Raw genomic sequence first — 23,310 nt, forward strand, 5'->3', positions numbered from 1 at the left:
TAGATACATTCAGTCTGTATGTAAATAGCGAGATTAAGATGGCGCGCAGCAACCGCGAACGTACCGATGCGACCCGCACCGCTCTTCTGGAGGCGGCCAGACGCTTATTCGTGGAAAAGGGATATGCCGAGACGGCGACGCCCGACATCGTCGCGGCCGCCGGGGTGACGCGCGGCGCTCTTTACCACCACTTCCCAGATAAAAAAGCGCTGTTCTGGGCGGTGGTGGAGCGTGAAGCGGGGGAGGTCGCTGCGGATATCGAGGCGCGGTCGGCCGAGGCTTCATCGGCACGGGAGGCTCTTTTGCAAGGTGCCTGCGCATATTTCGATGCCATGGCCGCGCCCGGGCGAACGCGGTTGCTGCTCAAGGAGGCTCCGGCCCAGACCGCCGTGGATTCCGGGAATGGCGAAGATCCAGCGGAATCGAGCCTCAAGGTGGGGCTCTCGCATCTCCTGGAGGGCGCCGCGCTTCTTCCGCTTCTCGATCCTTTGACCGTGCTGGTCTCGGCGGCTTTCGAACGGGCGGCGATCGCCATCGATTGCGGCGGCAACCGCAAGAATTACGAAGCGGCGATCGCGGCTTTAATCGACGGCCTCAGCCCCAATAAATTGAGGCGGTAGCTCGACCAGCGGCGCCGGCACGTCGCAGGTCTTTTCCGGCGAGCGACAGAGATCGGCGATGACGCAGCGCTCGCATTCCGGCTTGCGGGCCTTGCAGGTATAGCGGCCATGCAGGATCAGCCAGTGATGGGCGTGATAGAGATACTGCTCCGGGATGACCTTGAGAAAATGCTCCTCGACCTCGTCCGGCGTCTTGCCCGGCGCCATCAGCAGGCGGTTGCCGATGCGGAAGACATGCGTGTCGACTGCAAGTGTCGGGATCCCGAAGGCCATGGACATCACGACGTTGGCCGTCTTTCGGCCGACGCCCGGCAGCCGGATCAGTTCCTCGCGGCTCTTCGGCACTTCGGAGCCGAATTCCTCGATCAGCATTCGCGAGAGCGCAATCACGTTCTTTGCCTTGTTGCGGTAGAGGCCGATCGTTTTGATGTATTGGGTGACACCTTCCTCGCCGAGCGCCAGCATCTTTTCCGGCGTATCGGCGATCTTGAAGAGGGCGCGTGTCGCCTTGTTGACGCCGGCATCCGTCGCCTGTGCGGAAAGCGCTACGGCCACCACCAGCGTGAAGGGGTTGACATGCTCCAGCTCGCCCTTCGGCTCGGGCCGCTGCACGGAAAAGCGGCGGAAGATCTCCTCCATCTCCGCTTTGGTATAGGCGGATTTGTAACGCCTGGGCTTTCGCGCAGAGCCGTGATTTGACTTTTGCAAAGTGCTGGTGCTGGATTTGGTCTTGGAAGTCGCCATATGCGTCTATAGCCAGCCTGCATGAAGGAATGCAACGTGGACATGCCAGAAGATCGGCCGGTTTTCGCAGCCGAACTCACGCCCCATCGTTCGCTCGGCAAGACCGGGTTCCGTGTCGTGCTGGCGTTGTCGGGTGCGGTCTGCCTGATCTATGGTGGGTTCTTCCTGGTTACCGGCGCCTATCCGATCGGCCTCTTCTTCGGGCTCGATTTTCTGGGCCTCTATATCGCGCTGAAGATGAGCTACCGCTCGGGCAAGGCGCGGGAGGAAGTCACCGTCACGCGCACCAATCTTTCGATCCGCAAATTTTCGCCGGCGGGGCGCATGGTAGAGCATCGCTTCAATCCGTTCTGGGCGCGATTCCGGGTGAAGCGGCATGAGGAATTCGGCATTACCGGCATGTTCGTGACGGGCGAGGGGCGGTTTACCGACATCGGCTCTTTTCTCAATCCGGACGACCGGGAGAGCTTCGCAAAGGCCTTCAAGGGCGCTCTCGCCACGGTGAAACGAAAAGTCTGATACTGCAAGAAACGGGTGGTTTCGGCAGAGCCGAAGGAGCATCTATGGGTGAAAGGAGAGATGTCATGAACGCTTTCGCTCAGATTGCTCAACCCGTCACCGACGTGACGCCTGAAGGTTCCGATTATGAAACCGTCCGCTGCGTCATCGAAATGATTACGCTGGATTACCGCGACCAGCCATCGCTGGAAGTGATTGCCGCCGAACTCGGCCAGTCGCCGACCCAGTTGCAGAAGGTTTTCACCCGCTGGGCAGGGCTCTCGCCCAAGGCCTTTCTGCAAGCGGTGACGCTCGACCATGCCAAGCGGCTGCTCGGCAAGGAAGAACTACCGCTGCTCGAAGCCTCCTACGAGCTCGGCCTGTCCGGCCCCGGACGCCTGCACGACCTGTTCGTCACCCACGAAGCCATGTCTCCCGGCGAGTGGAAGGCGCGCGGCGGCGGGCTGACGATCCGTTACGGATTCCACCCGTCGCCCTTCGGCATCGCGCTCGTCATGGCAACGGACCGCGGACTGGCGGGCCTCGCCTTCGCCGACCAGAACAGCGAAAAAGCCTGCCTCGAAGACATGACCTGCCGATGGCCGAATGCCGAGTATGTGGAGGACCGCGAGATCACGGCGCCTTACATCACGCGCATTTTCGACCGTTCGAAATGGTCTGGGGACCAGCCGCTCAAGGTGGTGCTGATCGGCTCGGATTTCCAGGTGCGGGTCTGGCAGAGCCTCTTGAAGATACCATTCGGCAAGGCCGTTACCTATTCGGATGTGGCCAACGATATCGGCCAGCCGACCGCCAGCCGCGCCGTGGGTGCCGCGATCGGCCGCAACCCGATCTCCTTCGTGGTGCCCTGCCACCGGGCGCTCGGCAAAAGCGGCGCGCTGACCGGCTATCACTGGGGACTGACCCGCAAGCGGGCGATCCTCGGCTGGGAAGCAGGAGCGGCGTGACCGGCCAGGATCGTTCGGCCGAGCATGGATCGGGAATGAAGCTGTTCTATATTGCCGTCACGTTGGGCAGCTTCAGGGGATCTACATGCACATCAATCCATCGTTTGGAGAGAGAGTCCGCGGCGCGCTGCGGTTGCTGAAGGGCAGAGGTGACGATGCCGTGGTCTGCAGTTTCTGCGGAGAAGACCGGCATGCCAATGTAGGCAATATCGTTAGCGGCCCGGGCGTGGCGATCTGCGGCGCCTGCGTCGATATCGCGATGAATTGGAAAACGCTGGCATCAGCCAAACCGGACGAAGGGAAGGAATTGGATAGCTTTCCCCTGTTCGAGCATCCGGCCTCGCTACTGCCGGAGAGCCGGGCAACCCTCAACGACCTGATCGAAGATTGCGCCGCAGAGCTTTCCTCCTCGCTCATAGGCTGGTCCTATGCGCGAGGCTACGGAGACTTCACCGACGGCATTTCCGTCTTTGTTCAGAGGCCGCAAGGCGCCAATGGCCTAGTCTATCAGCAGACGTTCACCCGGATGCTGTTCTGGCCATCGCAATTCGAAAAGACGTCTTCCTGACGGTTTGTTGGGTTTCAAGGTCAATGCGCAGGCAATGACTCCTCGCCCAGCCTCAACAGCTCCCTTGCCGCCGTCTCGTCGGTGATCAGCGTATTGCAGCCGATGCGGCGGATGGTGGCGCGGATTGCAATGGCGCGATGGGCGCCGCCTGAGGAAAGCACGATGTGCTTCGCCTTTTTCAGCGTATCGAGATCGATCGACATCACCCGCTCGTTGAGCGCGTGATCGACGGAACGACCTTCCTTGTCGAGGAAATTGAACATGGTGTCGCAGACGCAGCCGGCGGCAATCAGCCGGTTCAGTTCCGCCTTGGAGATGAATCCTTCCGACAACGAGGTGGAATGCGGGCCGATGTCGCCGCAGCTGACGATCGCGAGATCGAGGTTTTCGGCAAGATCGTAGATGGTCTTCAGCCCGCACTGCTCGATCAAGGCTCGTTTTGTCTTGATGGAATCGACCAAAAGCGGTGCCAGGAACATGTAACATTCGGCGCCAAGCTGGCCGGCGAAGCGCCATGTATAGTCGATCGGGTTGGTCTGGTGGACGGCGACGATGCCGCCGAGCAGCGAAACGACCTTGCAGTTCTCGCGTCGCGGCGGACGAAAGCTCGACAGCGAGGCGGTCATGGTGCGGCCCCAGCCGACTCCGATCGTCATGTCGTTCTGCACCACTTCGGAAAGGAACTGCCCGAGCGCCAGGCCAACCGCGCTCGCCATCGCGGTCGTGCTATCGTCCCGCGGCGCCGGCACCACGACGGCCTCGTCCAGGCAGTAAAGCTTTTCCAATCGGGTCGCGAGTTCGACGCAGGTGTCGATCCCCTCGCTGATCCAGATCTGCACCTCCGAGCGTTTCATCGCTTCATCGAGCATGCGGATCACGGTGGAGCGGCTGATGCCGAGACGCTCGGCGACATCTTTTTGCGTTAATCCCTGGTTATAATAAAGCCATGCAGCGCGCAGCCTGAGGGACGCGGCTTCGGAAAAGGCGGTATGGGTCTCGCGTCTGAGCTTGGTCAACGGGGCTCCGAAAGGATCGGGAACGGGTGTTCCGATAATTGGCTCATATGAAACATATGTCAATTCGGAATGACAAATGTCTTGACTTCCTGACCACGGAAGGTCGATAGTCTCTCTACGCGCCGGAGGAGCAAATTCCCGCGACAGGCGTTCAGGTTATGAGTGGATGACCTAAGTTTCCAACGAGGAATATTCGGATGACGTCGAAACTAGAGCAGCTTCGTTCCATGACCACGGTCGTTGCCGATACTGGCGATATCGAGGCGGTTGCCCGCCTGAAACCCGTGGATTGCACGACCAACCCGACGATCGTCTTAAAGGCGCTCGGCACGCCGATCTTCGCCGACAAGGTGAAGGAAGCAATCGCCTGGGGCCGCAAGCAGGGCGGCCAGGACGATGCGGTCGTGTCTGCGGTGGCGGACCGTCTGGCCATCGATGTCGGTGCGGCACTTGCCGAACTCGTTCCGGGCCGCGTCTCCACCGAAGTCGATGCCGATCTCTCCTTCGATACGGAAGCTTCGATCGCCAAGGCTCGTTCGATCATCGCAGCCTACAAGGAGCGCGGCATCGAACGCGACCGCATCCTGATCAAGCTTGCTTCCACTTGGGAAGGTATTCGTGCCGCCGAAGTCCTGCAGACGGAAGGCATCGACTGCAACCTGACACTTCTCTTCAGCCAGGCCCAGGCAATCGCCTGCGCCGAGGCCAAGGTCTTCCTCATCTCGCCTTTCGTCGGCCGCATCCTCGACTGGTACAAGAAATCGACCGGCCAGGACTATACCGCCGAGACTGACCCCGGCGTGCTTTCGGTCCGCCAGATCTACAATTACTACAAGGCGAACGGCGTTTCGACGATCGTCATGGGCGCCTCGTTCCGCAATGCGGGCGAGATCGAAGCCCTTGCCGGCTGCGACCGTCTGACGATCAGCCCGGCCCTCCTCGACGAACTCGACAAGGATACCGGCAAGCTGGAGCGCAAGCTTTTTCCGGAAACCTTCAAGGCCGAGCCTTTGCAATCGCTGAACGAGAAGCAGTTCCGCTGGATGCTGAACGAAGACGCCATGGCGACCGAAAAGCTCTCCGAAGGCATCCGCGCCTTTGCCAAGGACCTGACGGCGCTGCGCGAACTCGTCCGCAAGGAACTGACTCTCGCCGCCGCCTGATATTCCACCGCCTGCATGAACAAAAGGCCCCTCCCGCGACGGGCCTTTTTGCCTTTCATGCCCGCTTTCTGCTGAGAAAGAGGCCGGTTTGCTTGCCGACTTCCAGCACGCCGTTGCCCGCTTCGAAAGCCCTGGCGATCGCTTCGCGGAAGGCAGCAAGCTGGGGTTCGCTCGATCGGTCTCCCGGCGGGTAGGAGGTCAGCGCCAGGAAAACGTCTTCCGGCTCGGTAATCCGCATCCGGGCCGGATGTTCGGAGAAGGCGACATTGCCGAACTCGGCATGCATCATCGCCTCGGCCTTTTCGTAACCGAAGGCAGCACCGCCCGGATCGACCGGCGGGCTGCCGAGCACGGCGGTCAGCGCGTAGATTTCGCGCATGTTGCCGACGCCGTTGGTCGTCACTGCAAGCACGCCGCCGGGCTTCAATACGCGGGACATCTCGGCAATCGCGACGGCTGGATCGGTAAGGTGATAGAGCATGTGCATGGCGATGACGGCGTCGAAGGAGCCATCTTCGAAGGGCAACGCTACCGCGTCGGCCTGATAGCCGGTCACCGATCTGAAGGGCAGGGTGCGGCAGCGGTCGACCGCTTCCGCCACCATGCCGTGGGATTGATCGGCAAGCGTCAGATCGAGGTTGTCGGGGATTTCCTCAACTACCGAGGCCCAGAACCAGGCCGGGCCGCAGCCGATGTCGAGGACACGGTCGCCAGGGCGGAGAGGAATCTGCCGGGCGACCCAGGGAAACCAGCCGGTTTCGGCGATCGTGTATTCCCTGTTGAGGCGACCGCGGGCCGCCAGCTTGCGGCTATCGGCATATTGTTCGGAATTGCCTGAGGTAATCGACGACATGATGCCTCCCATCGAGAAAGTTCGACCATGTCAATATCCCGTGCGATCTGCATCTTGCAAATGCGGCTTCCCGGCGGCCATAGAGATTGGCCGCCGGGTGGATTATCTGTGGATTAGGCCGCTTGGGGCACCGGCATTGCCGAGCCGGGCTTCCGCAGCAAGAGAACCGAGACGGCGGCGATCATGCACATCACGCCGGCGATCTGAAGCGCGGGCATATAGGTGTTGAAGTCGCTCTTGAAGAAACCGGCGCCGAAGGCTGCGGTTGCCGCGCCGATCTGGTGTCCGGCGAATACCCAGCCGAAGACAAGGCCCGCCTTTTCCCGGCCGAACTTTTCGGCAGCGATCTTGACGGTCGGGGGCACGGTCGCCACCCAGTCGAGGCCGTAGAAGATCGCAAAGACCGACAGTTCCATGAAGCTGAAGCCCGAAAGCGACAGGTAGATCAAGGACAGGCCGCGCAGGCCGTAGAACCAGAAGAGCAGCCATCGGTTATCGTAGCGGTCGGAGAGCCAGCCAGCGAAGATCGTGCCGAAGAAATCGAAGATGCCGATGACGGCAAGCGTGCCCGCAGCCGTTACGGCAGCCATGCCGAAATCGCCGCAGATGGAGATCCAGTGCGTCTGGATGAGGCCGTTGGTCGACAGCCCGCAGACAAAGAACGTGCCGAACAGCACCCAGAAGGTGGCGCTGCCGGACGCCTCGCGAAGAGCCACGAGCGGCGAGACGAGCGTCGCCAGAAACTTGTGATCCTGCTTCGGCGCCTTCGACACCGCTGTATCGCCGTAGGCGGGCAGGCCCACGTCGGCGGGATAATCGCGCATCAGGAGAAGCACCAGCAGCATAGCCGCAGCGATGACGGCGACGGTGAGCGTGAGTGCCGCGCGCCAGCCATAGGCTTCGGTGATTGCGGCAAGGAGAGGCAGGAAGACGAGCTGACCGGTGGCATTGCTCGCCGTCATCAGGCCGACGACGAGGCCGCGGCGCTTGGAGAACCAGCGGGTTGCAACGGTGGCACCAAGCACCAGCGCCGTCATGCCGGTTCCAACGCCGATCACCACGCCCCATAGAGCCACGAGCTGCCAGACCTCGGTCATGAACAGGGAGACGACGAGGCCGCCCATGATCAGGGCGAGCGCGAAGGATACGACCTGCCGGACGCCGAAATGGTTCATGAAGGCGGCGGCGAAGGGGCCGAGCAGGCCGAAGAGGACGAGACGAACGGCCATGGCCGAGGAGATGTCGGCGATGTCCCAGCCAAATTCCTGGTGCAGCGGCTGGATCATCACGCCGGCCGAGCCCATGGCGCCGGCGGTCGCCAACATGGTCAGGAAGGTGGTGGCGGCGACCACCCATCCGTAGTGGAGGTTTCTGCCGGCCATCCATCGGGCGGCGCTGGTGGAGATCATGTAACTGTCCCTTTCCTGATCGTCGCCGCGGCTGCGGCGTTTTATGGGTATATGCCCGCTTTCGGGCAAGAAATCAGAGCTCTTTGAGCAGCTCCAGAAGCTGCTTGGTCTTCTCCGGGCCGAGCCGGTCTTCGATATCCTCCTGAACGCTATCCCACAGTGGCGCGCCTTCCTTCAGCAGGTCGCGGCCTTTTTCCGTCAGCGTCAGCATCGCTTCCCGCTGGTCCTCGCCATGGCCGATCGCAACCAGCCCCATGCGCTCCAGCACTTTCGTGTTGCGGCCGACCGTCGAGCGGTCGAGCTCGACCTTGCCGGCAAGCTCGGTGAGCGAGACCGGTTCCAGCCGTTTGATGTTACGCAGCAGGCTGAATTGACCGATATTCACCCCGAGCGGCGCCAGCGCCTCGTCGTAGTAAGACGAAACCTTTCGGGAGGCCTGGCGCAGCATGATGCAGTGGCAAGTGTCGTTAGGCATGGCTGCGGGTATATACCCGCGACGTGGGTTGCGCAAGGGCAAAGTTCAGACAGCGGCGCGCGGCGTCAGTGTGGTCTTGAGGAAGGCGATGATGAACAGCGCAGTCATCAGCAGCACAATGGTCGGGGCGGGGGCGCTGTCGATGAGGAAGCTCAGGTAGATGCCGCAGACTGAGGCCCCGACCGCGATCGCCACCGCCGTCAGCAGCATCGCCGTGAAGCGGCGGGTGAGCAGGAAGGCGATGGCGCCGGGCGCGACCAGCATGGCGACCGAAAGGATGATGCCCACCGCCTTCAGCGCGCCGACGACGGTCAGCGACAGCACCGCGAGCAATCCGTAATGCAGCAGGCGCGTCGGCAGGCCGATCGCCTTGGCATGCTGTTCATCGAAGGAATGGACCAGCAGGTCCTTGCGCAGGATCACAAGGAACAGGGTCGCGGCAAGCGAGATCAAGCCGGTTTCAACAAGGTCGGAGGGCAGGAGGCCGAGCATATCGCCGAAGAGGATGTGGTCGAGATGCACGTCGGACTGCACCTTCACATAAAGCACAAGCCCCAGCCCGAACATGCCGGAAAAGACGATGCCGAGGACCGTATCCTCCTTGATCCGGCTGTTCTCCTTCAAAAAGCCGGTGGCGAGCGCGCAGATCATGCCGGCCGCGAAGGCGCCGACGGAGAGCGGAATGGCGAGAATGTAGGCGACAACGACGCCCGGCAGCACCGCATGGGAGACGGCATCCCCCATCAGCGACCACCCCTTCAGCACCAGGAAGCAGGAGAGGATCGCCATCGGCACGGCAATCATCAGCGTCACGATGAAGGCCGATTGCATGAAGGGCAACTGGAAGGGCAGGATCGCCAGTTCTAGGATCTCGCTCATGCGGTTTCCTCCAGCGTCTTGCGCAGCCGCCTGCGGGCCGCGAGCATTCCGTGTTTCGGAGCGAACAGGAAGGCGGCGAGGAAAAGTGCTGTCTGCAGCACGACAATGATGCCGCCTGTCGCGCCGTCGAGGAAGTAGCTCAGATAGGCGCCGACGAAACTTGTTGCGGCGCCGATCACGAGCCCCATCAGGACGAGCCTGTCGAAACGGTCGGTCAGCAGATAGGCGGTTGCGCCGGGCGTCACGACCATGGCGATGACGAGGAAGGCGCCGACGGTCTGGAGTGCTGCGACGGTGGAAGCCGACAGCAATGTGAAGAACAGGATTTTCAGGAGGTCGGGTTTCAGGCCGATGGTGCGGGCATGGTTCTCGTCGAAGAAAGTCACCATCAGGTCCTTCCATTTCAGCGCCAAGATCGCAAGGCTGACGCCGCCGATGATGACGAGTTGGATCGTGTCCGCGGGTGTGATGGCGAGAATGTTGCCGAGCACGATCGTCTGGATATTCACCGAAGTCGGCGACAGTGACACCATGAAGAGGCCGAGACCGAAAAAGGAGGTGAAGATCAGGCCGATGATGGCGTCCTCCTTCAACCGCGTGCGCTGGTTGAGGAAGAGCATCGCGCCCGCCGCCAGTCCGCCCGACAGGAAGGCGCCGATCGAGAAGGGCAGGCCGAGCATGTAGGCTCCTGCCACGCCGGGCACGATAGAATGGGAAAGCGCATCGCCGATCAGCGACCAGCCTTTCAGCATCAGGTAGGCGGAGAGGAAGCCGCAGACGCCTCCAACCAGCGCGCTGACCCAGATGGCGTTCAGCATATAGCCATAGGTGAAGGGCTCAAGGAGCGTCTGGAGCATCTGTCTTCACCGAAGCCTTTTGTTGGCCGTTGCCGTAGGTCACGAAGGGCCGTTCGTCGTCGCTGATAACCTTGACCCTGCGTTCGTCGGCATCGTCGTGGAGATCGGAGCCGCCGAGGATGAAGTGGCGCAGCACGCCGCCGAAGGCCAGTTCCAGATTGGCTTCCGTGAACGTGTCCTCGGTCTTTCCATAGGCGAGCACTGTGCCCTTCACGAAGACGGTGCGGTCGCAGAAGTCCGGCACGCTGCCGAGATTGTGGGTCGAGACCAGCATGACGCGGCCTTCGTCGCGCAGGGCCCGCAGAAGTTCGACGATCTGTTCCTCGGTCGTCACATCCACACCGGTAAAAGGCTCGTCGAGCAGGATCACCTGTCCCTCCTGCGCGAGCGCCCGGGCGAGGAAGACGCGCTTCCTCTGTCCGCCGGAGAGTTCACCAATCTGGCGCTTGCGGTAGTCCTCCATGTTCACCCGCTGCAGAGCGCGGGTAACCATGTCGTGGTCGTGGCGCGAGGGGATCCTCAGAAAATTCATGTGGCCGTAGCGGCCCATCATCACCACGTCCTCGACAAGCACCGGGAAGTTCCAGTCCACCTCTTCGGCCTGCGGCACATAGGCGACGAGGTTCTTGCGGAGCGCTTCCCGGGCGGGCATCCCGAGAATTTCGACGGAACCTTCGGTGAGCGTGACGAAGCCCATGATCGCCTTGAAGAGGGTGGACTTGCCGGCGCCATTGACGCCGACCAGTGCCGTGATGGTGCCCTTCGGCACGACGAAGCTCGCATGCCTGAGCGCAGTCAACCCGTTGCGATAGGCGACAGTGACGTTGTCCAGTTTCAGTCCGGCGCTTGTCGGCGCCGTCTTGCCCATCATCATTGCGAAAGACCTTTTGCGATTGTTTCGGTGGTCACTCGAAGTAGGTCGAGATAGGTCGGCACCGGTCCGCCTTCCTCGCTAAGCGAGTCGACATAGAGGACGCCCGCATATGTCGCGCCGGTTTCGGAGGCGATCTGCTTCGCCGGCTTGTCGGACACCGTGCTTTCGCTGAAAATGACCTTGATCTGATGCTCGCGCATCGCGTCGATGACTTCGCGCACCTGCTGCGGCGTGCCCTGGCTGTCGGCATTCACCGGCCAGAGATAGAGTTCCTTGAGGCCGAAATCGCGGGCGAGATAGGAAAAGGCCCCTTCGCTCGTCACCAGCCAGCGGTGATCTTCCGGCAGTTTGCCAAGTATATCGCGGATCGGCTGGACCGCAGCCCGGATCTTGTCCGTATAAGCCTTGGCATTGGCGGCATAGGTGTCGGCATGCGCCGGATCGATTTCGGAAAGACCCTTGCGGATGTTCTCGACATAGATCACCGCGTTTTCCGGCGACATCCAGGCATGCGGGTTCGGTTTGCCCTGATAGGCGCCTCCGGCGATCGCCATCGGCTCGACGCCATCGGAGACCGTAACGCTCGGCACCTTGCCGAGATTGGCGAGGAATTTTTCGAACCATTGCTCGAGGTTCAGTCCGTTGCGAAGAACGAGGTCCGCGTCGCGGGCGCGCAGAATATCTCGCGGGGTCGGCTGGTAGTTGTGAATCTCGGCGCCCGCCTTGGTGATGCTTTCCACGTCGGCTGCATTGCCCGCGACGTTCTTTGCCATGTCGGCGATGACGGTGAAGGTGGTCACGACCTTCGGCTTTTCCTGCGCATTGGCAAACGCGGGCACCGCCAGAACGGCTGCGATGAGGAGGAATTTTCGGAAAGACATGCGGCGACGGATCCCTAGCTGCAATTCATTCGCAATCTAACCTAGTCGGGATTTTGCTTCTGTCAATGCTATTGCAAATCATTTGCAACTAGACATGTGGTTGAGCGATGGAAAAGGCAGGGCCGGTTTCGGATGATCGGTCGAAACATCCGCGCGGGCTTAAAGCTTCTTCAAGGAGAATGACCGATTATGCCGCCGATATTCCCTCGGTTGTTTTGCGTAAAGTGGGGTTGACCATGCCGGAGTTCGGCAAGTGAAGGGCCTGGCGTTCCGGGTCTCGAAAAAGCTCATCCTGATCATGGGCGGCATTGTCGTGCTGGGTGGCGGCAGCGGCGCGGCAGCGGTCTTCGTTGGTGCGGACAAGCTTCTCGGCCCGTCCTATCTGGAGATGAACGGGTTCGAATGCACTGCTCTGGAGACGATCAAGATCAAGCGCGACCAGCGCTATTGGGTCCGCAAATACGTTACCACCGAAGAAGCGGGCGACGGCATGGCGCGTATCCGCACGGCGCTCCGGGTCGCCCGCGCGGTGCAGGAAAAGGAGAAGGCGGATCTCGTCCAGGTGGCGCTGATCGACAAGGCCGGCCCGACGGACCGAGCCTTGATGCGCGGCCGGATGATCGGCGCGCAGGTCATCTATATTCCTGATCCCGGCAAGATGCCGAAGGGGACTGCCGCGGCGGTCTACTCCGCCTATTATCTCGACGGTTCGGCCAATGCCAGCGGCGAATATTACGGCATGCGCATCGACCTGCCGGCCGAAGATGTCGAGGCGGTCACGGCGCGGCTGACCGATCATGCCGATTGCGTCGAACCTGCGGCTGCGGTTCCGGAGGGCGCGCATGGCGCACCTGCCGGCGGGCACGGCGAGACGTCAGGCGGCCACGGTGAAAGCAGTGGCGGACATGGCGAAGAACCGGCGGCCGAAGGCCACGGAGCTCCCGCCGAAGGGCATGGGGACGAGGTCGCAGCCAAGGATGGCGGTGGTTTGCTGGGTTCCATAAGCGGCATGATCTTCGGTTCCGGCGAGAAGGCGCCGCCGGCGGAAGGTCATGTTACAGAAGCTGCGGACCACGCGCCGGTTCCGGCCGATGGTCATGGGGCGCCTGCAGACAACCACGCGGCAGCCGAGGATCACGGCGATCAGGCCTCTGCCCCGGCTGCAAAGCCAGGCCCGCACGAGCCCGCTCCGGAGCCGAGGACTGCGGCAGAAGGCGGCAAGCGTTGGTCGAAGGCGACCGGTGCGGATGAAAAACGGGCAGAAACCGTGCATGGCGAAGCGGCCCCGCAGCCGACCGGCGGAAAAATGGATGCCGATGCGGCAGGCGCTGCCTGGCTTGCCAAGATGCGCGGTGAAGAGGGCCAGCAGCCGGTGAAAGGCAAGGAACCGGGTCAAGTTCCGCCCGCTGCAGCCAAGCCGGACGAGGAAGCGTCCGTAAAGCCGGCGCATTGAATTTGGAGGGGATCCCTCCCTTGCGATTTCCCTGCAAGAGGAGAGGCTATAAAATCCATGGTCTTAGCTGAAGCTAAGACCATGGATTTCGTTGGTAAGGCTTGCCTATCCGAAATCAGCAGAGCTGCTCAATCCGCCTTCGCGCGGCGCGCCGGGAAGAGGATCACGTCGCGGATGGATGGCGAATCCGTCAACAGCATGACAAGACGGTCGACGCCGATGCCCAAGCCGCCGGCGGGCGGCATGCCCTGATCCATCGCGTCGAGGAATTCGTCGTCCAGCTGCTTGTCCTTCTCGCCGCGGGCATGTGCCTGCTCGAGCTGCTCCACCATGCGCCGGCGCTGCTCTTCCGGATCGTTGAGTTCGGAAAACGCGTTGCCGAGCTCCCAGGTATTGCAATAGGTCTCGAAGCGCTCGACGAGGCGCGGTTCGCCCGGCACTTCCTTGGCAAACGGCGAGATGTCCTTCGGAAAATGGGTGACGTGGCTCGGCTGGATCAGCGTCGGCTCGACCTTTTCCTCGAAGATGAAAGCGAGGCATTCGCCCCAGGTCCAGTCCTTCTCCACCTCGAAGCCGGCGGCTTGTGCCGCGGCGCGGGCTTCCTCGTCGGTCTTGATCGACAGAAAGTCGATGCCGGTCGCTTGCTTGACGGCGTCGGGCATGGACACGCGGTTGAATGGGCCCTTGAACGAAAGCTCCTTGTCCTGGAACTTGAACTCGGTCGAGCCGTGGATGCTCAAGGCGAGCGTCTGGAACATGCGCTCCACGAGATCCATCATGTCTTCGTAGTCGGCATAGGCCCAGTAGCATTCCATCATCGTGAATTCGGGATTATGGCGGGTCGAGACGCCTTCGTTCCTAAAGTTGCGGTTGATCTCGAACACCTTGTCGGTGAGGCCCGAGACCAGCGTGCGCTTCAGATACAGTTCCGGCGCGATGCGCAGATACATGTCGAGCTTCAGCGTGTTGTGATGCGTCTTGAACGGTTCGGCGGTGGCCCCGCCGTAGATCGCCTGCAGCATCGGCGTCTCGACTTCCATGAAGCCATCGTTTTCCATGAAGCGGCGGATGCCGGACACGATCTTCGAACGCTGCTGGAAACGAAGCTTGGATTCTTCGTTGGTCATGATGTCGAGATGGCGCTTGCGGTAGCGCAGCTCGATATCGGAGAGGCCATGCCACTTTTCCGGCATTGGCAGCAGCGACTTGGTGAGCATGATGATCGACTGGGCGTTGATCGTCAGCTCGCCCCGCTTGGTGCGGCGCACGACGCCGGTCACCCCGACGATGTCGCCGATATCGATAAGCGACAGAAGCGCACGGGCATCCTCCGGGGTGGTGTCCTTGTGCGAGAAGATCTGCACCTTGCCCGAAGCGTCATGGATATCCATGAACATGCCAGAATTGCGCGAGGAATAGACACGGCCGGCAACGGTGACGATATCCTGCGTTTCCACGTCCGCCTCGAGGTTCTTGTATTTCTCGGCGAGCTCCGCATTCGTCAGCGTCCGGTGGAAATGCGCCGGATAGACGTCGCCGACCTTGTCGCGAAGGATGGCGAGCTTCTGGGCGCGCACCTGCGTCGCGTCGGAGGAGAGGGCGGTTTCAGTCGTGTTATTGTCGGTCATCGTGTTTGCCTTTTCGGCGATATCGCCGCAGATCAATTTGCTATGCGGAGCCTTTGGCCCCCTCACCCCACCCTCTCCCCGAGGGGAGAGGGAAATTAGAGTATGCCGCCGGTGCCGCAACTTTCTTCTCCCCCTCGGGGAGAAGGTGCCGGCAGGCGGATGAGGGGGCTGCGGACTAGGCCGCGCTTCCCACCATCGAAGCCACCACCGTGGCGGCGATCTTCAGGCGCTGGCGCACCACTGATCGGCCGAGCAGCGCCATGGAGTCAAACAGCGGCAGCGAGCGGGACGAACCCGAGACGGCGACGAAAAGCGGCGGCGTGACGACGCGCAGCTTCTTGCCGAGCTTGTCGGAGATTGCGCGCAGCTCCGCATCGATCGACTCGACGTTCCATTCGATCATCTTTTCGAGATCGGCCTGGACCGTCTGCAGGATTTCAAGCGTCTCGGCCGGGTTGGTCTTGAGGCCGGCGAAGGAGGCGGGCGTCAGGCCGACATCGTTGGAAAGCAGGAAGCCGGCGAGGCCCGGCAGTTCGCCGAGCTTCGAGATCCGGCTCTGGGAGAGCTTCAGGCCTTCCGTCAGGCGGCTGTTTTCCGAGGCCCATTCGAGCGTGCGGGCAATAAAGTCTTCCGGCGAAAGCTTCTCGCGGATCCAGCGGCCGTTCAGCCAGTCGAGTTTCTGGATGTCGAAGATCGCGCCGGCCTTCGAAAGGTTGTCCGGATCGAACTTTGCCGTCAGCTCGTCCATGGTCAGCATTTCTTCGCCTTCCGGGATCTGCACGAAGAACAGACCGAGGAAGTTCATCAGTGCTTCCGGCAGGTAACCGAGCGCGGAATAATAGGAGATCGAGGTCGGGTTCTTGCGCTTCGACAGCTTCGACTTGTCGGCATTTCGCATCAGCGAGAGATGCATGAAGACCGGCTGCTCCCAACCGAAATAGCGATAGAGCAGGATGTGCTTCGGCACGGACGCCAGCCATTCCTCGCCGCGTGCCACATGGGTGATCTTCATCAGGTGGTCGTCGATGACATTCGCCATATGATAGGTCGGCATGCCGTCGCCCTTGATCAGCACCTGCATATCGACCGAATCCCATGGGATCGACACGTCGCCGTAGACGCCGTCGTGGAAATCGCAGGAACCTTCCGTAGGGATCTTCATGCGGATGACCGAGCTTTCGCCCGCCGCCATCTTGGCGGTCACTTCTTCTGCGGTCAGATTGAGGCAGAGGCCGTCGTATTTCGGCGGCTTGCCGGCGGCGCGCTGGGCCTCGCGCATCTGTTCGAGGCGTTCCGGCGTGCAGAAGCAGCGGAAGGCATGGCCCTTGTTCAGAAGCTCCTGGCCGTAGGGCTGATACATCGCCTTGCGGTCCGACTGGCGGTAGGGGCCGTAGGGGCCGCCGACATCCGGACCTTCAGACCAGCTGAGGCCGGTCCATTTCAGTGCATCCAGCACCTTCTGTTCGAATTCCAGCGTCGAGCGCGTCGCATCGGTATCTTCAATGCGGAGAATGAACGTACCGCCGTGCTTTTTGGCGAAGAGGTAGTTGAAGAGAGCGATATAGGCGGTGCCGACATGCGGCTCGCCGGTGGGCGAGGGGGCGATGCGGACGCGGGGGCCGGTGATTGTCATGAATACTGCTCGATCTTTGCGCCTTCAGCGGCGCGAACCTGCTTATCGGGACTAAGGATTTGAGGCAGGCCTTAGCGCATATTCAGCCGCAGGCGTCAAGGTTCTTGGCCGCAATCCTACCTCACGGGCCAGACATAGAGCAGCGCCGGGACGCTGACGAGGACGATCAGGAACGAAAGCGGCAGGCCAAGGCGCGGATAGTCGGAGAACCGGTAGCCGCCGGGGCCGAAGACCAGCGTGTTGCACTGGTGGCCGACGGGTGTCAGGAAATCGCAACCGGCGCCGATCGCCACCGCCATCAGGAAAGCCTCGGGCCTGAAACCGAGATTGGTCGCGAAGCTCGCGGCGATCGGTCCCATGACGAGTACCGTCGCGGCATTGTTCAGGAAGGGTGTGACGGCCATGGCCGTGATGGTGATCAGCGCCAGCGCCCCCCATGCTGGCAGGCTTGCCGCCACACCGCCGAGCCAGCCGGCGATCAGTTCGCTGCCGCCCGTGGTCCGCAGCGAATCCGACACGGGGATCAGGGCTGCCAGCATAACGAGGATCGGTCCGTCGACCGCCTTGTAGAAGTCCGCAAGCGGTATGGCGCGAAACACGACCATGCCTAATGCTGCTGCGAAGAACGCGACGGGCACGGGAGCGATACCCACCGCGGTCGCCGCCATGGCGAGCGCCAGGATGATCAGAGGCACGAACGCGCGCCGGTGGGTGCCGAGCAGAATTTCGCGCTGGGCAAGCGGCAACAGGGAAAAGTCCTGCAGCACGCCGGGCAGGTTCTTGCGGCTTCCTTGCAGTACCAGCACATCGCCGGCCATCAGCGTCAGGTTCCCCAGCCGTTCCTTGAGCCGCTCGCCGCGGCGGCTGATCGCCAGGAGATTGACGCCGCGCGTGTAGGATAGGGCCAGTTCCTTGGCGGAAAGCCCCCTCAGCGTCGATTCCTGGCTGATGACGGCCTCGACGGAAATCACATCCGGGCGGGCCTGGCCCTTGCCGCTCAGCGGTTTGCCAGAAAGTTTCAATCGACCGCTGGAGACGATCCGGTCGAGCTCGTTCGAGGGACCCTCGAGCAATACGGCGTCGCCCTCGCGCAACTGGAGATCGGGAAACGGCGACATGCGGGCCGTGCCGCGCAGAACGGCCGTGGCGATGACCTCGCCGTCGCCCAGCTTCAGCAGATCGCTGATCGGCTTGCCGAGCACGGCGGATTGCGCAGTGACCGATACTTCCGAGGTGTAGTTCTTGATCTCTATCGCTTCTTCGATCGAGTTGTTCTGCTTCGTCCGGCTGGGCACCAGCCAATGGAAGAAGAGCAGGAAGGTGATGCCGACGACGGTCAGCAGCGCACCCATCGGCGTAAAGTCGAACATGGTGAAGGAACTGCCGGTGAGTTCCTGCCTCAGCCTCGAGACGACGATGTTCGGCGAGGTGCCGATCTGCGTCATCAACCCTCCGAGAAGAGCCGCAAAAGCCATCGGCATCAGGTATTTCGAAGGCGATGCGCCGGATTTCTTGGAGAACTGGAAGGCGACCGGCATCATGATAGCCAAGGCGCCGATATTCTTGATGAAGGCGGAAAGCAGTGCCACCGCGATCATCAGCAGCGCCAGCTGGGTGTGCAGCGTGTTGAGGTTCGGGAAAAATTTCTTGACCGCCATGTCGACGATGCCCGAGCGGGCGACGCCGGCGCTGACGACGAGTGCGCTGCCGACGATGATGACGATATCGTCCGAGAAGCCGGAAAATGCCTTGTCGACCGGCACGACGCCCAGTGCCACCGCCAGCACCAGTGCACAACAGGCGACGACGTCGTAACGGAACCGATCCCAGATGAAGACCGCCATCATGACGGCGATCAGGGTGAAGGCGAGGATCTGCTGTGTGGTCATGCGGCTCCGCAGCTTTGAGAGGTCGGCGAATGAGTTTCCGCTTTTGGAGGAAATCGCCGCTCCGAGGTAGCGCATCAATTCCGCCGGCAGTCCAAAGTTCCGATAAAGCAGGTTCGAATGCTAAACAACCCTGGAGCAGGATATTGCTCCGCAGGGGGTGCCGCATGGAGACAGTCTCGCCGGGGGGGCACAATCGTATACCGCGGGCAAACGAAAAAGGGCGCCGCGGGCGCCCTTTTCATATTCTCCGGTCTCAGTGCAGCGTTTGCTGCCCCGCCTTCTTCTTCCGGCGGGCGTTGCGGGCGATCATGTTCAGGATTTCGACCAGCGCCGAGAAGGCCATGGCCGAATAGACGTAGCCCTTTGGCACGTGGAAGCCCATGCCGTCGGCGATCAGCGTCGTGCCGATCATCAACAGGAAACCGAGCGCGAGCATCACGATCGTCGGGTTCCTCTCGATGAAATTGGCGAGCGGAGTTGCGGCCACCAGCATCACGGTCACGGCCGCGATCACCGCGACGATCATGATCGGCAGATGTTCGGTCATGCCGACGGCCGTGATGATGCTGTCGATCGAGAAGACCAGGTCCAGGAGGAGAATCTGCCCGATGGCAGCTGCAAAAGACATGCTGGCCGCGCCGCCAACCATATCCTCCTTGTGATCCTCCGGATCGACGTTGTGGTGGATTTCCTTCGTCGCCTTCCAGACGAGGAAGAGGCCACCGGCGATGAGGATGATATCTTTCCAGGAAAAGGGGTGGCCAAAAAGCTCAAACAGCGGATTGGTGAGCTGGACGATCCAGGCGATCGTACCGAGCAAAGCAAGGCGCATGATGAGCGCCAGGCCGATGCCGATCTTGCGAGCTCGGTCGCGGTGCTCAGGAGGCAGCTTGTTGGTGAGGATGGAAATGAAAATCAGGTTGTCGATGCCGAGCACGACTTCCATGACCACAAGTGTAACGAGCGCTACCCAGGCCGCCGGGTCTGCTACAAGCGCTGCAATGTCCATCCAATCTTCCCTTTCAATCGCAAAACACAATCGCCTGCCGATTTAAGGATCGGCAGCGGGAAGACAAGAGGCGGTCACGCGACGACCGCCAAAATCAGGCGTGTTCCGCCTCTTTTGCGATCACGGATGTGTCATGAACGCCATAGGCGGCCATGAAGACCTTGATGGCGCCCTTTACGACCTCGTCGATTTCCGACTGCGGGGGAACGTCGCAGAGATCGCCGAACAGCCTCAGCTTGAAGAAGGTGCCGCTTGTCATGTCGATGAACTGGCGCGCAGCCAGATCGCTATGCTCGACGTTCAGATTGCCCAGCGCTACGTGCCGCCTGATGAAATCGTCGAGCACGGTGCGGACGTTCATCGAAGGCGAATTGAAGAACTGCCGACAGAGGCTCGGCATGCGGTCGACGACACCGATCACGGTTCGCATGGCGTTGATCACCTGCAAGGAGGTGATATGCGCAACGAAGTTTATTCCGAATCGGTAGAGTCCTACTTCGACCTCCTCGCTGCCGGCGAGAATATCGCGCATCCGTAGCGTGACGCGTTCCTTCTCCCGAGCGACGAGTGCCGCGAACAGATCTTCCTTGTTCTGGAAATAGACGTAGATCGTGCCCTTCGACACCCCCGCCTCGCGGGTGATATCGTTCATGCTCGCCGCGTCGAAGCCGAGCTTCATGAAGACGCGGCTTGCGCCGTCGATGATCTGCTCCCGTTTCGCGGGGTCTTCCCCTGCCGCGAAACGTCCGGCTGCAACCGGATCGGATTTCTCCTGCTTCCTTGTCTGTCTGGCCATTGGATGCCTTTTTTAACCTTTTCGAACCGAGCGGTTCGATTGCCCTTGATATGTGTCATCGAAAGGTCTATGTCAAGCTCACTGAACCGAGCGGTTCGATGAAATGCTGAACTCCCATTGACGGTATACGAACATGACGGCCTCTCAAAATGGCGGCGCATTGCGCGCCGTAACGACGGATAACATTGGCACCAGCGAAGCCGAAGCCCGCAACGAGCGGCCGACAACCGAGCAGCCTGCGGCGGAAGCGATCGCTGCGCCGGCCGCCGCGAAGGCGCCTGAAAAGAAGAAGCGGCGTGGATTTCTGTTGCCGGTCATTGCGCTTGCCCTCCTCGGCGGCGCCGGATGGTATGGTTACAACTGGTGGACGGACGGTCGGTTCCTCGTTTCGACCGATGATGCCTATGTGGAAGGCAACCTTGCCGTCATTTCTCCCAAGGTCTCCGGTTATGTTGCGAAAGTAAACGTCGTCGAAAACCAGTCCGTCAAGGCCGGCGATCCGCTCGTCACGCTTGATGACGGGGATTATAAGCTTGCGCTCCAAAAAGCAGAAGCGGCGATCGAATCCGCCAATCTCGCAATCTCCCGCATCGACGCCCAGATCGTCGGCGGGCGGGCCGCTCTTGAACAGTCCAAGGCGCAGCAAGGAGCGCTTGAGGCGGCGGTACGCGGCGCCGAGATTACCCAGAAGCGGGCAAGCGAGCTCGCCGCGAAATCCGTAGGCACCACCGCCGACCTCGACAATGCAAAGATCGCGCTCGAACAGGCCCGCGCCAATCTCGTCGCCGGGCAGGCCGCCGTCGCCTCCGCCGAGGCGAATATTGGCCTCCTGCAGGCGCAGCGCAAGGAAGCGGTCAATACGGTCCGCACCCAGGAACTCGCCCGCGACCAGGCAGCCCGCGATCTCAGTTTCACCGTGCTCAAGGCGCCTTATGATGGCGTGATCGGCAATCTCGCGGTCCAGACCGGCGATCTGGTTTCGGCCGGCAAGCGGCTTGCCTCGCTCGTACCGCTCACCGAACTCTACATTGAAGCCAACTTCAAGGAAACCCAGATCGGTCACCTCGAACCGGGCTCGAAAGTGCGCGTGCATGTCGATGCCTATGAGGACCAGCCGATCGTCGGCACTGTCGAATCCATCGCGCCAGCGTCAGGAGCGGTTTTCTCGATGCTGCCGCCTGAAAATGCCACGGGCAACTTTACCAAGGTCGTCCAGCGCGTACCGGTTCGCATCTCGATCCCGAAGGAGGATCTGGAGCGCGAACATCTGCGCGCGGGATTGAGCGTCGTTGTCGATGTCGACACGCGCACCGCGCCGGACAACACCACCGTGGCAGCGGCCAAGTAACCCATCAAGGAGAACGGCCATGGCTACAGCAACGGCCGCGGCGGGTGTCATGCCCGCCGACCAACCTATGGACAGGCGCAAGCTCATCGCCTTTTTCGCGATGGTCTTCGGCATGTTCATGTCGATCCTCGACATCCAGATCGTCTCGGCATCGCTGTCTGAAATCCAGGCGGGCCTGTCGGCCGGTTCGGACGAGGTCGCCTGGGTGCAGACATCCTATCTGATCGCCGAAGTGATCATGATCCCGCTGTCGGGAACGCTCGCCCGCATTCTCTCGACGCGCGTACTCTTTTCCATCTGTGCCGGCGGCTTCACGATCGCCAGCGTGCTCTGCGCCACCGCCACGAATATCGAGCAGATGATCGTCTACCGGGCGCTGCAGGGCTTCATCGGTGGCGGCATGATCCCTTCCGTCTTCGCCGCTGCCTTTACGATCTTCCCCCCCTCGAAGCGCAGCATCGTGTCGCCGATCATCGGCCTCGTCGCGACACTGGCTCCGACCATCGGACCAACGGTCGGCGGTTATCTCTCCCATGCCTTCTCCTGGCACTGGCTCTTTCTCGTCAACGTCATTCCGGGCATCCTGGTAACTGCCGTCGCCTGGAGCATGATCGATTTCGACAAGCCGCAGATGCAGCTCTGGAAGAAGTTCGACTGGTGGGGGCTTGCCTCCATGGCGATTTTCCTCGGCTCGCTGGAATACGTCCTGGAGGAGGGCAACAACAAGGACTGGTTCAGCGACGAACATATCGTCATGGGCACGGTGTTCATCGTCCTAGGGGCGGTGGTGTTCTTCTGGCGCGCCTTCAAGATCGAATTCCCGGTGGTCGATCTCAGGGCCTTCGGCAATGCCAATTTCGCCTTCGGCTCGCTCTTTTCATTCGTCATGGGCGTCGGCCTTTACGGCCTGACCTATCTCTATCCCCTCTATCTCGGCCGCATCCGGGGCTATGACTCGCTGATGATCGGCGAAACCATGTTCGTCTCCGGCATTGCGATGTTCGTTTCCGCTCCGATCGTCGGGCGCCTGACGAACGTTCTCGACCTTCGGGTGATGATGGCGATCGGCTTCGGCGGCTTCGCACTCGGCACCTGGCTGCTGACGGGTATCACGGCGGACTGGGATTTCTACGAGTTGCTCCTGCCGCAGATCCTGCGCGGCGCGTCGATGATGATGTGCATGGTGCCGATCAACAATATCGCGCTCGGCACGCTGCATCCCTCGCGCATCCAGGGTGCTTCCGGCCTGTTCAACCTGACGCGAAATCTCGGCGGTGCCGTTGGCCTGGCGATCATCAACACCATGCTGACCCAGCGTTCCGACGCGCATTACCAGCGGTTGGCCGAACACGTGAACTACGCCAATCCGGCAGCTCTCGACTGGCTGGAGAGCGTTGGCGCCAACTTCAATTCCTACGGACTCGACGGCAGTTCTGCGGCGCTTCAGAAGATTTCCGGGATCATCACCCAGCAATCCTGGCTGCTTTCCTTCATGGACGTTTTCCTGTTGCTCACCGGCCTTTTTGCCAGCTTGATCTTTTTCGTCTTCCTGATTGCCAAACCCGCGGCGCCTGCCGGCGCCGGAGGCGGAGGCCACTAGGTTCCAGAGATTCCACCGCCGGAAAGGGCCGCCGCGCAAGCGACGGCCTTTTTCGTTGTGCGCCCAGCATGGGCGCATTCTTGTGGGTGGAAGTCCCACCGTAAGCTGGTCATGGCGAGCGAAGTGAAGCGCAACTGCGGAAGGGCGAC

Annotated in this window: 22 protein-coding genes; 8 read left to right on the plus strand and 14 right to left on the minus strand. The window is 61.4% G+C overall.

Translation table 11 applies throughout. The features are described 5' to 3' along the window. Positions 1–38 precede the first annotated feature (38 nt). Positions 39–620, plus strand: coding sequence for a TetR/AcrR family transcriptional regulator (locus EDE05_RS08955; protein ID WP_132409375.1), 582 nt, complete (start codon positions 39–41; stop codon positions 618–620). Here EDE05_RS08955 and nth read toward each other — a convergent pair. Further along, on the minus strand, positions 582–1,364 hold the full coding sequence (nth, locus tag EDE05_RS08960) for an endonuclease III (RefSeq protein WP_132409373.1): 783 nt from the start codon (positions 1,362–1,364) through the stop codon (positions 582–584). The two genes, EDE05_RS08955 and nth, sit on opposite strands and share 39 nt — an antisense overlap. Before the next feature lie 42 nt (positions 1,365–1,406). Here nth and EDE05_RS08965 point away from each other — a divergent pair, with 42 nt between their 5' ends. From EDE05_RS08965 to EDE05_RS08975, 3 genes are all read left to right on the plus strand, one after another. After that, entirely contained in the window at positions 1,407–1,883 is a 477-nt protein-coding gene (locus EDE05_RS08965) for a DUF2244 domain-containing protein (RefSeq protein WP_245505085.1), read from the plus strand. A 65-nt stretch (positions 1,884–1,948) separates the two neighbouring features. Continuing rightward, entirely contained in the window at positions 1,949–2,830 is an 882-nt protein-coding gene (locus EDE05_RS08970; RefSeq protein ID WP_134100659.1) for a bifunctional helix-turn-helix domain-containing protein/methylated-DNA--[protein]-cysteine S-methyltransferase, read from the plus strand. Between the two features lie 85 nt (positions 2,831–2,915). Then, on the plus strand, positions 2,916–3,398 hold the full coding sequence (locus EDE05_RS08975; RefSeq protein ID WP_132409367.1) for a ClpX C4-type zinc finger protein: 483 nt from the start codon (positions 2,916–2,918) through the stop codon (positions 3,396–3,398). 20 nt (positions 3,399–3,418) lie between these two features. On the opposite strand, the gene EDE05_RS08980 is transcribed toward EDE05_RS08975, so the two are convergent. Further along, positions 3,419–4,414 carry a sugar-binding transcriptional regulator gene (locus EDE05_RS08980; RefSeq protein ID WP_132409365.1) on the minus strand — a complete coding sequence of 332 codons (996 nt, stop codon included), beginning with the start codon at positions 4,412–4,414 and terminating at the stop codon, positions 3,419–3,421. Between the two features lie 197 nt (positions 4,415–4,611). Here EDE05_RS08980 and tal point away from each other — a divergent pair, with 197 nt between their 5' ends. Beyond that, positions 4,612–5,577, plus strand: coding sequence for a transaldolase (gene tal, locus EDE05_RS08985; protein ID WP_132409363.1), 966 nt, complete (start codon positions 4,612–4,614; stop codon positions 5,575–5,577). A gap of 55 nt (positions 5,578–5,632) precedes the next feature. Here tal and EDE05_RS08990 read toward each other — a convergent pair whose 3' ends face one another. From EDE05_RS08990 to EDE05_RS09020, 7 genes are all read right to left on the minus strand, one after another. Further along, the gene (locus EDE05_RS08990; protein ID WP_132409361.1) at positions 5,633–6,430 is read right to left on the minus strand and encodes a methyltransferase domain-containing protein; all 798 of its coding nucleotides are present in this window, start codon (positions 6,428–6,430) and stop codon (positions 5,633–5,635) included. 113 nt (positions 6,431–6,543) lie between these two features. Beyond that, entirely contained in the window at positions 6,544–7,839 is a 1,296-nt protein-coding gene (locus tag EDE05_RS08995) for an MFS transporter (protein WP_132409359.1), read from the minus strand. A 73-nt stretch (positions 7,840–7,912) separates the two neighbouring features. After that, positions 7,913–8,314, minus strand: a complete 402-nt coding sequence (locus EDE05_RS09000) for a MarR family transcriptional regulator (RefSeq protein ID WP_132409357.1) — start codon at positions 8,312–8,314, stop codon at positions 7,913–7,915. Positions 8,315–8,359: 45 nt separating this feature from the next. Next, positions 8,360–9,193: a metal ABC transporter permease gene (locus EDE05_RS09005; RefSeq protein ID WP_132409355.1), complete on the minus strand. Its 834-nt coding sequence runs from the start codon at positions 9,191–9,193 to the stop codon at positions 8,360–8,362. Continuing rightward, positions 9,190–10,050, minus strand: a complete 861-nt coding sequence (locus tag EDE05_RS09010; RefSeq protein ID WP_105371549.1) for a metal ABC transporter permease — start codon at positions 10,048–10,050, stop codon at positions 9,190–9,192. The genes EDE05_RS09005 and EDE05_RS09010 overlap by 4 nt, the downstream gene beginning before the upstream one ends. After that, positions 10,031–10,921 carry a manganese/iron ABC transporter ATP-binding protein gene (locus EDE05_RS09015; RefSeq protein WP_105371595.1) on the minus strand — a complete coding sequence of 297 codons (891 nt, stop codon included), beginning with the start codon at positions 10,919–10,921 and terminating at the stop codon, positions 10,031–10,033. Before EDE05_RS09015 ends, EDE05_RS09010 begins: the two co-directional genes overlap by 20 nt. Next, positions 10,921–11,805, minus strand: coding sequence for a metal ABC transporter substrate-binding protein (locus EDE05_RS09020; RefSeq protein WP_132409353.1), 885 nt, complete (start codon positions 11,803–11,805; stop codon positions 10,921–10,923). The genes EDE05_RS09015 and EDE05_RS09020 overlap by 1 nt, the downstream gene beginning before the upstream one ends. A 253-nt stretch (positions 11,806–12,058) precedes the next feature. Between EDE05_RS09020 and EDE05_RS09025 the strand changes: the two genes are divergently transcribed. Next, positions 12,059–13,258 (plus strand): hypothetical protein, encoded by a 1,200-nt coding sequence (locus EDE05_RS09025; RefSeq protein WP_207914811.1) that lies wholly within the window; start codon positions 12,059–12,061, stop codon positions 13,256–13,258. A gap of 128 nt (positions 13,259–13,386) precedes the next feature. Here the strand turns inward: EDE05_RS09025 and lysS are convergent, their stop codons facing one another. The 5 genes from lysS to EDE05_RS09050 all read right to left on the minus strand — a co-directional run bounded on the left by lysS (position 13,387) and on the right by EDE05_RS09050 (position 20,213). Then, positions 13,387–14,886 carry a lysine--tRNA ligase gene (gene lysS / locus EDE05_RS09030; protein WP_134100662.1) on the minus strand — a complete coding sequence of 500 codons (1,500 nt, stop codon included), beginning with the start codon at positions 14,884–14,886 and terminating at the stop codon, positions 13,387–13,389. A gap of 175 nt (positions 14,887–15,061) precedes the next feature. Further along, positions 15,062–16,519 carry a glutamate--tRNA ligase gene (gene gltX, locus EDE05_RS09035; protein ID WP_105371552.1) on the minus strand — a complete coding sequence of 486 codons (1,458 nt, stop codon included), beginning with the start codon at positions 16,517–16,519 and terminating at the stop codon, positions 15,062–15,064. Between the two features lie 116 nt (positions 16,520–16,635). Beyond that, entirely contained in the window at positions 16,636–18,408 is a 1,773-nt protein-coding gene (locus EDE05_RS09040; RefSeq protein WP_132409349.1) for an SLC13 family permease, read from the minus strand. 253 nt (positions 18,409–18,661) lie between these two features. Next, positions 18,662–19,417 carry a TerC family protein gene (locus EDE05_RS09045; RefSeq protein ID WP_132409347.1) on the minus strand — a complete coding sequence of 252 codons (756 nt, stop codon included), beginning with the start codon at positions 19,415–19,417 and terminating at the stop codon, positions 18,662–18,664. A 94-nt stretch (positions 19,418–19,511) separates the two neighbouring features. After that, the gene (locus EDE05_RS09050; protein WP_112799148.1) at positions 19,512–20,213 is read right to left on the minus strand and encodes a TetR/AcrR family transcriptional regulator; all 702 of its coding nucleotides are present in this window, start codon (positions 20,211–20,213) and stop codon (positions 19,512–19,514) included. Positions 20,214–20,346: 133 nt separating this feature from the next. Here EDE05_RS09050 and EDE05_RS09055 point away from each other — a divergent pair, with 133 nt between their 5' ends. Beyond that, positions 20,347–21,561: an HlyD family secretion protein gene (locus tag EDE05_RS09055; protein WP_105371555.1), complete on the plus strand. Its 1,215-nt coding sequence runs from the start codon at positions 20,347–20,349 to the stop codon at positions 21,559–21,561. A gap of 19 nt (positions 21,562–21,580) precedes the next feature. After that, positions 21,581–23,161, plus strand: a complete 1,581-nt coding sequence (locus EDE05_RS09060; protein ID WP_165924124.1) for a DHA2 family efflux MFS transporter permease subunit — start codon at positions 21,581–21,583, stop codon at positions 23,159–23,161. Positions 23,162–23,310: the final 149 nt, after the last annotated feature.

The organism is Neorhizobium sp. R1-B (assembly GCF_004368875.1).
Taxonomy (GTDB): domain Bacteria; phylum Pseudomonadota; class Alphaproteobacteria; order Rhizobiales; family Rhizobiaceae; genus Neorhizobium; species Neorhizobium huautlense.